The following is a 13707-nucleotide window of genomic DNA, read 5'->3' as shown; positions in this document are numbered from 1 at the left end:
CAAGGCCATGAGCGACACCCCGGACAGCGCCGTCCGTACGTACACCGAACAGCACCGCACAGCCTTCCTCGACGACCTCGCCGCCTGGCTGCGCATTCCGTCCGTATCCGCCCAGCCGGTCCACGACGGGGACGTACGACGCAGCGCCGAGTGGCTGTCCGCCAAGCTCGAGGAGACCGGCTTCCCGGTCACCGAGATCTGGGAGACGCCCGGCGCTCCCGCAGTCTTCGCCGAGTGGCCGTCCGACGACGCGGACGCCCCGACAGTCCTCGTCTACGGGCACCACGACGTGCAGCCCGCCGCCCGCGAGGACGGCTGGGACACCGACCCGTTCGAGCCGGTGATCCGCGACGGCCGCATGTACGGGCGGGGCGCCGCCGACGACAAGGGGCAGGTGTTCTTCCATACCCTCGGCGTCCGGGCCCACCTCGCCACCACCGGCCGCGCCACCCCGGCCGTCAACCTCAAGCTGCTGATCGAGGGCGAGGAGGAGTCCGGTTCACCGAACTTCCGCGCCCTGGTCGAGGAGCAGGCCGCCCGGCTCACCGCCGACGCCGTGATCGTCTCCGACACCGGCATGTGGGACGAGACGACCCCCACGGTCTGCACCGGTATGCGGGGCCTCGCCGAGTGCGAGGTCGAGCTGTACGGCCCCGAGCAGGACATCCACTCCGGCTCGTTCGGCGGCGCGGTCCCCAACCCGGCGACCGCCGTTGCCCGGCTCGTCGCCGCACTGCACGACGCGGACGGACGGGTCGCGATCCCCGGTTTCTACGACGGGGTGACGGAACTCACCGACACCGAGCGCGCGCTCTTCGCCGAGCTGCCCTTCGACGAGGCCACCTGGCTGCGTACCGCCAAGTCACGAGCGGCGTCGGGCGAGGGCGGCCACTCCACGCTGGAACGCATCTGGGCCCGCCCCACCGCCGAGGTCAACGGCATCGGTGGCGGCTACCAGGGCGCCGGAAGCAAGACGATCATTCCGTCCTCCGCCCTGGTGAAGATCAGCTTCCGGCTGGTCGCGGGCCAGGACCCCGACCACATCCAGCAGGTGGTCAGGGCCTGGGCCGAGGCACAGGTCCCGGCCGGTGTCCGTCACCGGATCACCTTCGCCCCCGCCACTCGCCCCTGTCTGACCCCGCTGGACCACCCCGCTCTGCAGGCCGTGGCCCGCGCCATGGGACGGGCCTTCGGCCAGAAGATCCTCTTCACCCGCGAAGGAGGCTCGGGACCCGCCGCCGACCTGCAGGACGTGCTCGGCGCACCCGTCCTCTTCCTGGGCATCTCCGTACCGTCCGACGGCTGGCACGCCCCCAACGAGAAGGTCGAACTCGACCTCCTGCTCAAGGGCGTGGAGACAGCCGCCCACCTCTGGGGCGAGCTGGCCGCCGCACTCCGCTGAATCCTCTGAACACCCGATCCATCCCGGGGGAGTAGGAAGCACCTGTGAGCACCTTCGACAACGCCACCGCAGACCGGCCCATCGGTCTCACGGCGCCCAGTGGCATCGACCGCGCGGCGCACCACCGCCTCGACGAGGCCTGGCTGTCCGCCGCGTGGAGCCACCCGACCACCCGTGTGTTCGTCGTCTCCGGCGGGCAGGTGCTGATCGACGACACGGCCGACGGCGGTACGGAGATCGTCATGACCCCGGCCTTCGAGGCCCCGGTCACCGAGACCCACCGCTACTTCCTCGGCACCGACGAGGACGGCGTCAGCTACTTCGCGCTCCAGAAGGACTCCCTGCCAGGCCGCATGGACCAGCCGGCCCGCCCGGCCGGCCTGCGCGAGGCCGGACTGCTGCTCGGCCCCCGCGACGCGGGCCTGATGGTGCACGCGGTGGCCCTGGAGAACTGGCAACGCCTGCACCGCTTCTGCTCGCGTTGCGGCGAGCGCACGGTCATCGCGGCAGCCGGCCACATCCGCCGCTGCCCGGCCTGCGGTGCCGAGCACTACCCGCGCACCGACCCTGCGGTCATCATGCTGGTGACGGACGACCAGGACCGCGCCCTGCTGGGCCGCCAGGTGCACTGGCCCGAGGGCCGCTTCTCGACGCTCGCGGGCTTCGTCGAGCCGGGGGAGTCGATCGAGCAGTCCGTGGCCCGCGAGGTGTTCGAGGAAGTGGGCGTCACGGTCGGCGAGGTCGAGTACATCGCCAGCCAGCCCTGGCCGTTCCCGTCCAGCCTGATGCTGGGCTTCATGGCACGGGCGACCTCGTCGGAGATCAACGTGGACGGCGAGGAGATCGAGGAGGCCCGCTGGTTCTCCCGCGAGGACCTGACGGCGGCCTTCGAGTCGGGCGAGATCATGCCCCCGTTCGGCATCTCGATCGCGGCCCGCCTGATCGAACTCTGGTACGGCAAGCCGCTCCCGAGGCCGGGAACCGTCGGCTGACGCACGGCGTACGGGCTGCAGAACCCCCGGGCGCGTACAGGAACGCCCCCTCCGGTGCTCGACCGGAGGGGGCGCGACTGTGCTGTCAGAGCGGCGGGATCAGGCGGCGAGCGCCTGCTTCACCTGGGCCAGTGACGGGTTCGTCATGACGGCCTCGACACCTGTGGAGCCGACCACCAGGACGGTGGGAACGGTCTGGTTGCCCCCGTTGGCCTTCTCGACGAAGGCCGCGGAGTCCGGGTCCTGCTCGATGTTGATCTCGTTGTACGCGATGCCTTCGCGGTCCATCTGGCTCTTGAGCCGACGGCAGTAGCCGCACCACGTGGTGCTGTACATCGTCACAGTGCCCGACATGTCTTCGCGCTCCTCTGTCTCGTCAGTCTTGTCAGACTCGTCTGTCTCATCCGTCTCATCCGGCACGCGGAGAAGCTGGAAAGTGCGTCGCCGCACGGAAAGGGAACGTACGTGAGCCGACCACCATTCCCGCCGCCACCCCTGTATTAGTACGACAGATGCGGCCCCCCTGTGGACAACCTCCGCGCCCGCCTCTTCCGACCTGGCAGCATGGCGGGGTGACAGCAGCAACGCATTCCTCTCTTTTCCCACAGGTCCCCGAGTCGGCCGACGCCGTGCTCGACGGCCTGGACCCTGAGCAGCGCGAGGTCGCCATGGCCCTGCACGGCCCGGTGTGTGTGCTGGCCGGAGCCGGTACGGGCAAGACGCGTGCGATTACGCATCGCATCGCCTACGGGGTGCGCGCGGGGATACTCCAGCCGACAAGTGTGCTTGCTGTCACGTTTACCAACCGGGCTGCGGGCGAGATGCGGGGACGGCTGCGCCAGCTCGGCGCGGGCGGGGTGCAGACGCGGACGTTCCACTCCGCCGCCTTGCGCCAGCTCCAGTACTTCTGGCCGAAGGCGGTCGGCGGCGACCTGCCCCGGCTGCTGGAGCGCAAGGTCCAGCTGGTCGCCGAGGCCGCGGCCCGCTGCCGCATCCGGCTCGACCGCAACGAGCTGCGCGACGTCACCAGCGAGATCGAGTGGTCCAAGGTCACTCAGACCGTGCCCGCCGACTATCCGGCCGTGGTCGCCAAGACCCAACGGGACGCCCCGCGCGATCCGGCCGAGATCTCCCAGATCTATGCGATGTACGAGCAGTTGAAGCGCGACCGCTCGGTGATCGACTTCGAGGATGTGCTGCTCCTCACTGTCGCCATTCTTCAGGACCGCCACGACATCGCCGACCACGTCCGCCGCCAGTACCAGCACTTCGTCGTCGACGAGTACCAGGACGTCAGCCCGCTCCAGCAGCGGCTGCTCGACCTCTGGCTCGGCGACAGAGACACCCTGTGCGTCGTCGGTGACGCCAGCCAGACGATCTACTCCTTCACCGGAGCCACCCCCGACCACCTGCTGAACTTCCGGACCCGCCACCCCAACGCGACGGTGGTCAAGCTCGTCCGGGACTACCGCTCCACCCCCCAGGTCGTCCATCTGGCGAACGGGCTGCTCGGCCAGGCCCGCGGCCGCGCCGCCGAGCACCGGCTCGAACTGGTCTCACAGCGCGAGCCCGGCCCCGAGCCCGTCTGTACGGAATACGCGGACGAGCCCGCGGAGGCCGAAGGCACCGCTCGCCGCATCCGCGATCTGATCGCCGCGGGCGTCCCTGCCGGCGAGATCGCCGTGCTCTACCGGGTCAACTCCCAGTCCGAGGTCTACGAGCAGGCCCTGGCCGACGCGGGCGTGCCGTACCAGCTGCGCGGCGCGGAGCGCTTCTTCGAACGCGCGGAGGTACGGGAGGCGGGCATCGCCCTGCGCGGCGCGGCCCGCGCGGGGGGCAACGACTCCCTGCTCGACGACGCGGAGGGGCTGCCGGCGGAGGTGCGCGCGGTGCTTTCCACCAAGGGGTGGACCACGGAGCCGCCCACAGGCTCAGGCGCGGTGCGCGACCGCTGGGAGTCCCTGGCCGCACTGGTCCGGCTCGCCGAGGATTTCGAACAGGCCAAGCCGGGGGCGACACTCTCCGATCTGGTGGCGGAGCTCGACGAGCGCGCAGCCGCCCAGCACGCCCCCACGGTCCAGGGAGTCACACTCGCCTCGCTGCACTCGGCGAAGGGCCTGGAGTGGGACGCCGTGTTCCTGGCCGGGCTGAACGAGGGCATGATGCCGATCACCTACGCCAAGACCGACGAGCAGATCGAGGAGGAGCGTCGGCTGTTGTACGTCGGCGTCACCCGGGCGCGTTTCCATCTCTCGTTGTCATGGTCGCTGTCCCGCTCGCCCGGCGGCCGCGCCGCCCGGCGCCCGAGCCGGTTCCTGAACGGACTGCGCCCCGGCTCGGTGGCCCTCGGTACGCGCGGCGCGGCCGGAGGCGGCGGGATCGAACGGGGCCCCGGACCGGTCGCCAAACGCGGCCGCCGCGGCCCTGCCCGGTGCCGGGTCTGCGGCAAGACCCTCACCGATGCGGGTGAGATGAAGCTGATGCGCTGCGACGACTGCCCCTCAGACATGGACGAGGCGCTGTACGAGCGGCTGCGCGACTGGCGGGCGGTCCGGGCGAAGGAGATCGGTCAGCCCGCGTACTGCGTGTTCACGGACAAGACGCTGATGGCGATCGCCGAGGCGGTGCCGGGCAGCGCGGGCGAACTGGCCGGGATCTCCGGGGTCGGCGCGCGGAAGCTGGATCGGTTCGGGACCGCGGTCCTTGCCATTTGCGCAGGTGAGACGGTGGAAGAAGGGCTCGGGGACGCCGTTGACGAGGTGTGAGAAAAACTCGTCGAAAAAATAGTTTGCGCCCGCCCCAGTCATCACCATAGGTTCTTAACCACGGGAACAGTGACTTCTCTGAAGCCCTGGCCCTGTGCTGTACTTATCCGAATACGCAGGACCGGCCTGCCGGTCCCCCCGAGACGCCGAGAGGAGGCGATTGAAGTGATCAGCATCATCGAGACCAACAAAATGACCGATCTCTCGGTCGTCTCCGCCTGCTCGCTCGGCCTCGCCTGCTCTTCGGAGTTCTCGCTGCGTGGCACCGGTCTGTCCGGCATTTCCGCCGTCAGCCCGCTGTCCCTGTCGAACCTCCCTGTGCGGGAGCGCAATGAGCGACCGACCCAGGCACCGGCAGCAGCAGTAGCGAAGGGACAGGCCCAGGCCTATGCCTTTGCGGCTGTCGGTGCAGGAGCGGAATCCGGCGCCAAGAAGCAGACGATGCACCACACGATGTGGGCCTTCCGTGGGCCTGAACCCTGGAGTGATCCAGCCTGATTCAGAATCAGGCCGGCGCCTTCAGGGCCGCGGAACCCCACTCGGGATCCGCGGCCCTTTTGTTTTGTCCAAACGGACGAGACAGCGCGAAGGAGCCTCGGGACAAGCAACACCCGGTACCAGCCGCCCCCCGGCCAACAGGCCGGAACGACCAGACGAGGACACCACCCACCGTGCAACTCGAAGCGCACGCCCCGTCCGTACCGCCTTCCGAAACGATCCCGCCGCCCGGCCTCACGGAGGACTCCACCTTGATCCCCCTCACTGCGCTCACCGCGCTCGACGACGCCATCGAGAACCTCGGCGTGCCCGTCCCCTGCCGCTCCTACGACCCGGAGGTCTTCTTCGCCGAGTCGCCGGCCGACGTCGAGTACGCCAAGTCCCTCTGCCGCACCTGCCCGCTCGTCGAGGCCTGCCTCGCCGGCGCCAAGGAGCGTCGCGAGCCGTGGGGCGTCTGGGGTGGTGAGCTCTTCATCCAGGGCGTTGTCGTTGCTCGCAAGCGGCCGCGTGGCCGTCCGCGCAAGAACCCGGTCGCGGCGTGACCGCCGGACTGGGGGTCACGGCCCCCAAACCCATGAAGCGCATCGGAACCATCGACCGCCCCCACACCCACGATCCCCGAAATCAGGCACCAATGTCCGTCCCCACGAATGAGCCCGTCGGCTCCGCAACACCGAACGTCACGATCATCGGCGCGAACGACTCACGTCAGAACAGGACCCGCGAGATGCAACTCATCCCAGAAGCCCTGGCTCGTGCTCATATGCACGACCGCCTGAGGGAAGCCGACGCGCGACGCCAGGCCGTGCGCCTGGCCGCCGCGCGCCGGATGCAGCGCCGGGCCGAGCGCGCCTCGATGCGCGCCCGCCGTGCGCTGGCCATGGCAGTCATGCACTAGTCAGGCCGAACACCAGCAGCACCCGCTGCCGGGCAGCCGCTCTGCCCAGCAGCAATCAGTACCCATAGTCAGTACCCCTTCCGCGGGGCCGGTCCGAACGGGCCGGCCCCGCGGTCGTGCTGTGCGGTCGTGCTGTGTGGTGCCGCGCGGCACAGCGGAGACGGAGTTATCGTCACGAGGTGGACGAGGAGACTCATCACCGGATTCAGCAACCCGCGCAGAGGGACGCCGCCGTGGTCGTCTGTGCCCTGTGCGGTACCTCCGCCGACAGCGAGAGCGCACCGCCGGCCTGGACCTGCTCCGTGGAGAACGGCAGACACGAGTACTTCTGCGAAGAGTGCGCCCGTACTCATATCAGGGCGATCGAGAGCCGTCTCGACTCTGCCTGGTGGTGACGCCCCTGATGGTGCCGCCCGGGCATGATGGCCCGGGGCGTTACGGCTTGGGGGCGCGACGCTCCCGGTCGTGAGTGCAACCCGGGCCCGGTCCCGGGGCTCGAAGGCCGCCCTACGCACCGGCGGTCGCGTCGCCCGCCAACTCCTGCACCACTGACTCCTGCTGATTCTTCATCAGGAACCCCGGTACCCAGGACTCCAGTTCGTCACGCAGCCGTACCGTCGCACCCAGCTGGCACAGTACCCCGATCGTGCTCAGCGTCACCCGGTGTATCAGCAGATAGGTGGGCGGCAGATTCAGCTGCTTGCCGAGCTGATGAGCGGGGGAGCGGGGATCCGCAATCCGGGCCGCCTGATTGCGCATCCAGCTCCGGGTGAAGGTGAACTCCTCCACCTGTGCCGGTTCGATGATCGGGAGGAGATATTCGAGCACCGCATCCGGTTCGAGGTCGATCGAGTCCTTGACGAACCCCTCCTCGCGCAACAGTTCGTACACCGCATCCGCATCACCCGACAGCGTCAGCCGCAGGGAGTCCCCGATCGGCTGCGGCAGACCACCCGGCAGCCGGTCAACCGTGCCGAAGTCCAGCACTCCGAGCCGCCATTGCCCGGCCTCGCCGGCGTCGTCCTCCGGGGGCAGCAGCCGGAAGTTGCCCGGATGGGGGTCCGCGTGCAGCAGCCCGGTGCGCGCTGGGCCCGAGAAGAGAAAGCGCGCCAGCAACTCGCCGGCCCGGTCCCGCTGCTCCGGCGTGCCCTCCGCGATCACATCGGCCAGCGGAACACCGTCCATCCACTCCGTCACCAGCACCTGGTCGGACTGGTGCACCACGCCGGGGATCACCACATCCGGGTCGGCCGCGAACTCCTCGGCGTGGTCCCGCTGCGACCGTGCCTCCTGCTCGTAGTCCAGCTCCTCCGAGACCCGGTCGCGCAGCTCCGTGATAAGCGGCTTGATGTCCATTCCGGGGATCAACGGACCGAGCAACCGGGCGAACCTGCTGAGTTGGGTCAGATCCGAGAGCAGCGCTTCTCCGGCGCCCGGATACTGCACCTTCACCGCGATTTCCCGCCCGTCGTGCCATATCGCCCGGTGCACCTGACCGATCGATGCGGCGGCCGACGGCTTGTCCTCGAATTCGAGGAACAGCTCCCGCCAGTCCTCGCCGAGTCGCTCTTCCAGCACCGCATGCACGGTGCCGCTGGGCATGGGAGGAGCGGCTTCCTGCAGCTTGGTGAGCGCCGCCCTATACGGTCCGGCGACCTCCTCGGGCAGCGCCGACTCGAAGACGGACAGGGCCTGCCCCAGCTTCATCGCCCCGCCCTTCAACTCGCCCAGGACCTTGAAGAGCTGATCCGCAGTGCGTTGCTGCACCTCCCGGGCGACCAACTCCGCCGACTTCCCGCCGATCCGCTTGCCCAGACCCCACGTGGCGCGGCCGGCGAAGCCCAATGGCAGGGCGGCCAACTTGGCGGTACGGGTGACCGCTTTCCGGGGTAGATCAGACATGAGCCCCTCCAAATCCCAGACTGCCGTACCGCGTGAGGCGGTTACCCAGCCATTGTGTCGTGTGCTGCTTCGCCCCCGGAGACGCGCTCCCCCTCAGTGTGCCCAGTCGCTCCGCAGGAACAGCCGAGGTGCGCCCCGATCCGCTCGGACCTCCAGTCCAACAGCGGCAGCGCGGCCTCCCAGCGGGTCCCCGTACTGGCGGGCAGCTCCCCGTCCAGAAAGGACAGCGCGTGGGCGGCCGCCAGACCGGCCACTGCAGTCGCCAGCCCCAGGTCACAGGCCTGCACAGCAGTGCGCCGCCCGGATTGCCACTGAGACAGCATCCTGGGCCACTGGCCATCCCGGTCCGCACGCTCCAGCGCCAGACACCCCGCGCACGCCGTACCCCCGGGCAGGACCAGGGGGCCGACCACTCCCGTCGCCTCCATCACCCCGGCATAGAGATGGGGAGTCCCCGAAGCGATCCACGGTTCGGCCGGACGCGGGTCGGGGGCGTACACCCCGAGGCCGTCGCGAGGGGCGACCACGATCAGTGACAGCCCCGGCTCACCACCCGCCGAGGAACCCGCCGTCTCCGATGCCCGGGGAGCCGAACTCGGGGCCGACCTTCGCACCAACTGCCGGGCGGCGGTGTCCCTGCGCTCCCCGACGGCCGCCGGTGGAAGCCCGCCGGGTGAGACGTCCCACGGCTCGGTGCACCCGCCGTCCAGAACCTCTACCCGGCCCACCCCGGATCCGGACAGCACCGCCGCGATCGCGGCACCGACCCGGCCGGCACCCCGCACCTGGACCCGCATCGCCCGGCGGGCCGCCAGTCGCCGCATCCCGCCGCCCGGCTCGGGATGGACGACGGAGAGCGACGCCAGATCGGGGCGGTGCCGCTCCAGGGCGCCGGGCCGGTTCCGTAACGCATCGGTCTCCGGGCCGACAGCCCGCACATCGTCGATCAGGCCCGCATCCGTCAATCGGCCCACCAAGGTGTCCACTTGAAGGTCCGACAGATCCAACGCACGGGCTTCCTCGCGCAGCAGCGGCAGGCCGCGCGTGCCGTCGAGCAGTTCCAGAAAACAGCCCGTTGCGATATCCATCGGACTGAGCTTCACCGCATGAGCGGGGGTCACCCCGAATTGCACGGTTCCCCGGCCGCGCCACGCACGGCGCAGTGCGGGCTTCAACATCGGATACACGGCGTTCCCCCGGTCTGTGTTCCATGATCTCTGTGCGTGGGCTGTGGCCCGGATCTCTGCGAGATCCGTTGTCAGAATGCAGGCAGGCGTCGAAATGTGCAGAAAGTTATCCACAGGCATGGGGTATTAGTCGTTCAAATGGTGCATGCCGTGGAGCGGATCGAGCGCGAACGGTCCCGGAGGCGGGACTTCCCCCACTGACACCGGGTAACGTCATGGCGTGCCCGCCGACCCGTCACCCGGATTCGCCGGGGAGACCCCCGCGCGCAGCGCCGGAACTCATCAGCGCAGCGCGGCGGACCGTCCGCCCCTCACCTCGGCAACGAGCGCGGTCGAGGTCCGCAGGAGCAATCGCCGCAGCAGAACGGTCTCCGCGTACCGGGAGGGAGACCGCACCATCGTGCTCATCCCTGCCCGGATGTCGGAGGCCGAGGAGCAGCGCTGGGTGAACGTGATGCTCGACAAACTCGCGGCCCAGGAGAGCAAACGCATCCTCGGCGACAGCGAACTCGCCGAGCGGGCCGAACGGTTGTCCGCCCAGTATTTTCAGAGCCGGGCCAGACCCGCGTCAGTGCGGTGGGTGACCAATCAGAACACCCGATGGGGGTCCTGCACCCCGGCGGAGGGCAGCATCCGACTGTCGCACCGGCTGCAGGGCATGCCCGAGTACGTTGTCGACTACGTGCTCGTCCATGAGCTCGCGCATCTGCTGGTCCCGGGTCATGGTCCGCGATTCTGGGGGCTGCTGGAGGCGTACCCGCGGACTGAGCGGGCTCGCGGCTACCTCGAAGGGGTGGTGGCGGCCGACCGCCTGCCGCATCTGCCTGCTGCGCGCGGCGAGTGACGTTCGGCGATTCTGTACCGGGTGTGTACCGACTTAGCTCAATGTCGGAGTTTGCGGTTAGCCTGGCGCGACGCATTCACATTCGGGATGGGGGACGGTCGTTACGCATGGCCAGGGAATTCCAGCGCGGCCACAAGGCCAAGATCAGCGATCTCACGCCGGGGACGGACCTGTACGTAGGTGTGCAGATCGCCGGCCCGGGACTGACCTTTGACATCAGCTGCTTCGGCCTCGATGCCAATGAGCAGCTCTCCGACGACCGGTATTTCATCTTCTTCAATCAGCCTAAATCGCCCGAGGAGTCCATTCAGCTCCTTGGAGCCCAGGCCGGTGACACCGAGTCGTTCCGCGTCACCCTGGACCGCATTCCGGCGAACATCCACAAGCTGTCGTTCACGGCGACGGTCGACGGCGCCGGGCAGATGTCCCAGGTCGGCCCCGGGTACATCCGGATCGTCGCGGGTGGCGAAGAAGTCGTCAGGTACGCCTTCAACGGTTCGGAGTTCACCACCGAGCGTGCGGTGATGCTGGGCGACTTCTACCTGAAGGACGTGTGGCGGTTCGCCGCCGTCGGCCAGGGCTTCGACGGTGGCCTCGACGCGCTGCTGAAGAACTTCGGTGGCGAGGTCGCCGAGGAGGAGCCCGCCGCACCTCAGCCGCAGGCAGCCGCCCCGTCGTTCGCCCCGCCTGCCCAGGCGGCCGCACCGGCGCCGGCCCCGTCCTTCGGTGCCCCGGCCGCGCCGCAGGCACCCCAAGTCCCGCAGCCGGCCCCGTCCTTCGGCGCCCCGGCCGCTCAGGCCCCGGCCCCCACGCCGCAACAGCAGATGCATGCCGCGCCGACGATGGCAGCCCCGATGGCACCGCACGGTGGCACGATGCCGCCGCCCGCCCCCGCCCCGGTTCCGTACGGGCAGCCGGGCCAGCCGTCCCAGCAGCCGCAGTTCGGGCAGATCCCCGGCCAGCAGCCCGCCGCCCCGTACGGGCAGCAGGCCCCCGCTCCGTACGGCCAGCAGCCTCCCGGAATGCAGCCGCCCGGTATGCCCCAGGGAGTGCCGCAAGGCGTGCCGCAGGCCGGGGCCGGTCTTCAGGCCGCGCTCCAGCCATACAAGGAGACGGCCACCGGGCAGCGTTGGACCCCGCAGAACCAGCAGCTCATGCGGGTCGACCTCACCATGGGCGGCACGCCCGTGCTCGCCCGCCAGGGCAGCATGGTGATGTACCAGGGCAAGGTCGACTTCAGCTACAAGGGTGCCGGTTTCGCGGGCCGAATCGTCGGCAATTCCACCGGCCAGGAAATGCAGCTGATGCGCTGCACCGGCCGCGGACAGGTCTTCCTCGCCGAGGACGGCTCCCATTTGCACGCCATCGAGCTGCAGGGCGACGGCATCTGCGTCTCGGCGGAGAACGTCCTCGCCTTCGATGAGTCGCTGCAGCACGAGGTCCGCAGGATCGAGGGCCACGGCATCCCCGGCGGCGCCCTGTTCACCATGCAGTTCCAGGGCACCGGCACGGTCGTCGTCAAGACCCACGGCGTCCCTGTCGTACTGCCCGTCACCCCGACCACCTTCGCCGACTGCAATGCCGTCGTGGCCTGGTCGTCCGCATCCCAGGTGATCATCTCCAGTCAGGTCCGGCTGCGCCGCAACGCGTACCCGGGACACAGCGGAGAGACCGTGAACCTTCAGTTCCGGGGCGCCCCCGGCAACTTCATCGTCGTCCAGCCCTACGAGGTCTGAGGGAGCCCGTCATGAACCAGCAACTCGCGGGCTACGCCCCGACCCCCGTCACGGCCCGTATGGAGAACCACGGCCGCACGATGCTCAAGGTCGCCATGGCCACCGGCCAGGACCTCTACGCACGTACCGGCTCGATGGTCGCGTACGAGGGCTTCATCCAGTACGAACCCAACCCGCCCGCAGTCCGTCAGATCGCTTCCCAGTGGATCACCGGCGAGGGCGCACCGATCATGAAGTGCTCCGGCGACGGGCTGCTCTACCTCGCCGACTACGGCGCCGATGTGGTCGTCATCAACCTCAACAACGACTCCCTCTCGGTCAACGGCACCAACGTCCTCGCCTTCGACGGCCATCTCACCTGGGGCGTGGAGCGGGTCAAGGGCCTCGCGAAGTTCGCCGGCCAGGGCCTGTGGAACGTCTGCATCTCGGGCACCGGCTGGGTCGCCATCACCTCGCGCGGCACACCGATCGTCGTCGACTGCGGACGCGGCGAGGACGAGACCTACGTCGACCCGGACGCCCTCGTGGCGTGGTCCCCGAACCTCAAGGTGAAGGGCAAGCGCAGCTTCAAGGCATCCTCGCTCATCGGGCGGGGCAGCGGCGAGGCGTACCAGATGGCTTTCTCCGGCCAGGGCATCGTCGTCGTACAGCCGAGCGAGGACAGTACCGACCGCCTGCGGATCCGGAACTGAGGGGGAGGGAGAACACACCATGCAGAGTCCGCTTTTCAGCTACACGGAACAGCAGTCCCAGGACAGGTACACCGTCCAGAACCCGCAGCTCCTGCGGGTCTCGCTGACCGGCCAGGACGACGTCCTCGCCCGCAAGGGTGCCATGGTCGCCTATCAGGGACTGATGGAGTTCGACGGTGAGTACCAGTCGCACGGGCAGCGTCGCGCCCGCGCGAGCACCGGCGAGGGCCTGGACCTGATGCGCTGCTCCGGGCAGGGCACCGTCTACCTAGCCAACCTCGCGCAGTACATCCATGTCGTGGATGTCGACCACGACGGCATGACGGTGGACAGCGCCTACGTCCTGGCGCTCGACTCCTCGCTGCACACCGAGGTCATCGCGGTGGACAGCCAGTACGGCATCTCGGGCACCGGCAAGTACCAGCTCAACATCTCCGGCACCGGCAAGGTCGCTCTGATGACCTCGGGCCAGCCGCTGATGATGCAGGTCACGCCGGACAAGTACGTCAACGCCGATGCCGACGCGACCGTCGCCTGGTCCAGCTCGCTGCGCGTGCAGATGCAGGCCCAGACGCACTCCTCGGGCGTCTGGCGGCGGCGTGGCAACACCGGCGAGGGCTGGGAGCTCAGCTTCCTCGGCCAGGGCTTCGCCCTGGTCCAGCCGAGCGAGGTGCTGCCCCCGCAGAACCACGAGATCGGCCAGGGCATCCGGGCCCAGTACGGAATGGGCCAGCAGGGCGCCCACGGCCAGAACCAGAACAACTCCTGGAACTGAGCCGCAGCGCACCGGC

The 13707-nt window shown here is 69.2% G+C and carries 14 protein-coding genes; 11 read left to right on the top strand and 3 right to left on the bottom strand.

What is annotated here, in order from left to right; genetic code table 11:
* Window positions 1-7 precede the first annotated feature (7 nt).
* Window positions 8-1402 (top strand): dipeptidase, encoded by a 1395-nt coding sequence (locus OG953_RS15025; RefSeq protein ID WP_405684709.1) that lies wholly within the window; start codon window positions 8-10, stop codon window positions 1400-1402.
* Window positions 1403-1446: 44 nt separating this feature from the next.
* Complete coding sequence (gene nudC, locus OG953_RS15020; protein WP_405684707.1) at window positions 1447-2394, top strand: NAD(+) diphosphatase; 948 nt, start codon at window positions 1447-1449, stop codon at window positions 2392-2394.
* Window positions 2395-2493: 99 nt separating this feature from the next.
* Here nudC and OG953_RS15015 read toward each other — a convergent pair whose 3' ends face one another.
* Window positions 2494-2748, bottom strand: a complete 255-nt coding sequence (locus OG953_RS15015) for a mycoredoxin (RefSeq protein WP_093897475.1) — start codon at window positions 2746-2748, stop codon at window positions 2494-2496.
* 158 nt (window positions 2749-2906) lie between these two features.
* Between OG953_RS15015 and OG953_RS15010 the strand changes: the two genes are divergently transcribed.
* The 5 genes from OG953_RS15010 to OG953_RS14990 all read left to right on the top strand — a co-directional run bounded on the left by OG953_RS15010 (window position 2907) and on the right by OG953_RS14990 (window position 6950).
* Complete coding sequence (locus OG953_RS15010) at window positions 2907-5159, top strand: ATP-dependent DNA helicase UvrD2 (RefSeq protein ID WP_405684705.1); 2253 nt, start codon at window positions 2907-2909, stop codon at window positions 5157-5159.
* 165 nt (window positions 5160-5324) lie between these two features.
* Window positions 5325-5657 carry a hypothetical protein gene (locus OG953_RS15005; RefSeq protein ID WP_093897473.1) on the top strand — a complete coding sequence of 111 codons (333 nt, stop codon included), beginning with the start codon at window positions 5325-5327 and terminating at the stop codon, window positions 5655-5657.
* A 173-nt stretch (window positions 5658-5830) separates the two neighbouring features.
* Window positions 5831-6199, top strand: coding sequence for a WhiB family transcriptional regulator (locus tag OG953_RS15000; RefSeq protein WP_030915514.1), 369 nt, complete (start codon window positions 5831-5833; stop codon window positions 6197-6199).
* A gap of 32 nt (window positions 6200-6231) precedes the next feature.
* Window positions 6232-6555, top strand: coding sequence for a hypothetical protein (locus OG953_RS14995; protein WP_405691838.1), 324 nt, complete (start codon window positions 6232-6234; stop codon window positions 6553-6555).
* 179 nt (window positions 6556-6734) lie between these two features.
* Window positions 6735-6950, top strand: coding sequence for a hypothetical protein (locus tag OG953_RS14990; RefSeq protein ID WP_405684704.1), 216 nt, complete (start codon window positions 6735-6737; stop codon window positions 6948-6950).
* A gap of 112 nt (window positions 6951-7062) precedes the next feature.
* Here the strand turns inward: OG953_RS14990 and OG953_RS14985 are convergent, their stop codons facing one another.
* On the bottom strand, window positions 7063-8457 hold the full coding sequence (locus OG953_RS14985) for an ABC1 kinase family protein (RefSeq protein WP_405684702.1): 1395 nt from the start codon (window positions 8455-8457) through the stop codon (window positions 7063-7065).
* A 41-nt stretch (window positions 8458-8498) separates the two neighbouring features.
* Window positions 8499-9644, bottom strand: coding sequence for a ThiF family adenylyltransferase (locus OG953_RS14980; protein ID WP_405684701.1), 1146 nt, complete (start codon window positions 9642-9644; stop codon window positions 8499-8501).
* Between the two features lie 220 nt (window positions 9645-9864).
* On the opposite strand from OG953_RS14980, the gene OG953_RS14975 reads away from it, so the two are divergent.
* The 4 genes from OG953_RS14975 (at window position 9865) to OG953_RS14960 (ending at window position 13691) form a co-directional block, all read left to right on the top strand.
* Window positions 9865-10488, top strand: a complete 624-nt coding sequence (locus OG953_RS14975) for a M48 family metallopeptidase (protein WP_405684700.1) — start codon at window positions 9865-9867, stop codon at window positions 10486-10488.
* 107 nt (window positions 10489-10595) lie between these two features.
* The gene (locus OG953_RS14970; protein WP_405684699.1) at window positions 10596-12224 is read left to right on the top strand and encodes a TerD family protein; all 1629 of its coding nucleotides are present in this window, start codon (window positions 10596-10598) and stop codon (window positions 12222-12224) included.
* Window positions 12225-12235: 11 nt separating this feature from the next.
* Complete coding sequence (locus tag OG953_RS14965) at window positions 12236-12916, top strand: AIM24 family protein (protein WP_405684697.1); 681 nt, start codon at window positions 12236-12238, stop codon at window positions 12914-12916.
* A 19-nt stretch (window positions 12917-12935) separates the two neighbouring features.
* The gene (locus OG953_RS14960; RefSeq protein WP_405684696.1) at window positions 12936-13691 is read left to right on the top strand and encodes an AIM24 family protein; all 756 of its coding nucleotides are present in this window, start codon (window positions 12936-12938) and stop codon (window positions 13689-13691) included.
* Window positions 13692-13707: the final 16 nt, after the last annotated feature.

The organism is Streptomyces sp. NBC_00057 (assembly GCF_045041165.1).
Classification (GTDB): domain Bacteria; phylum Actinomycetota; class Actinomycetes; order Streptomycetales; family Streptomycetaceae; genus Streptomyces.
This window is presented reverse-complemented; position numbering and strand designations above follow the sequence as displayed.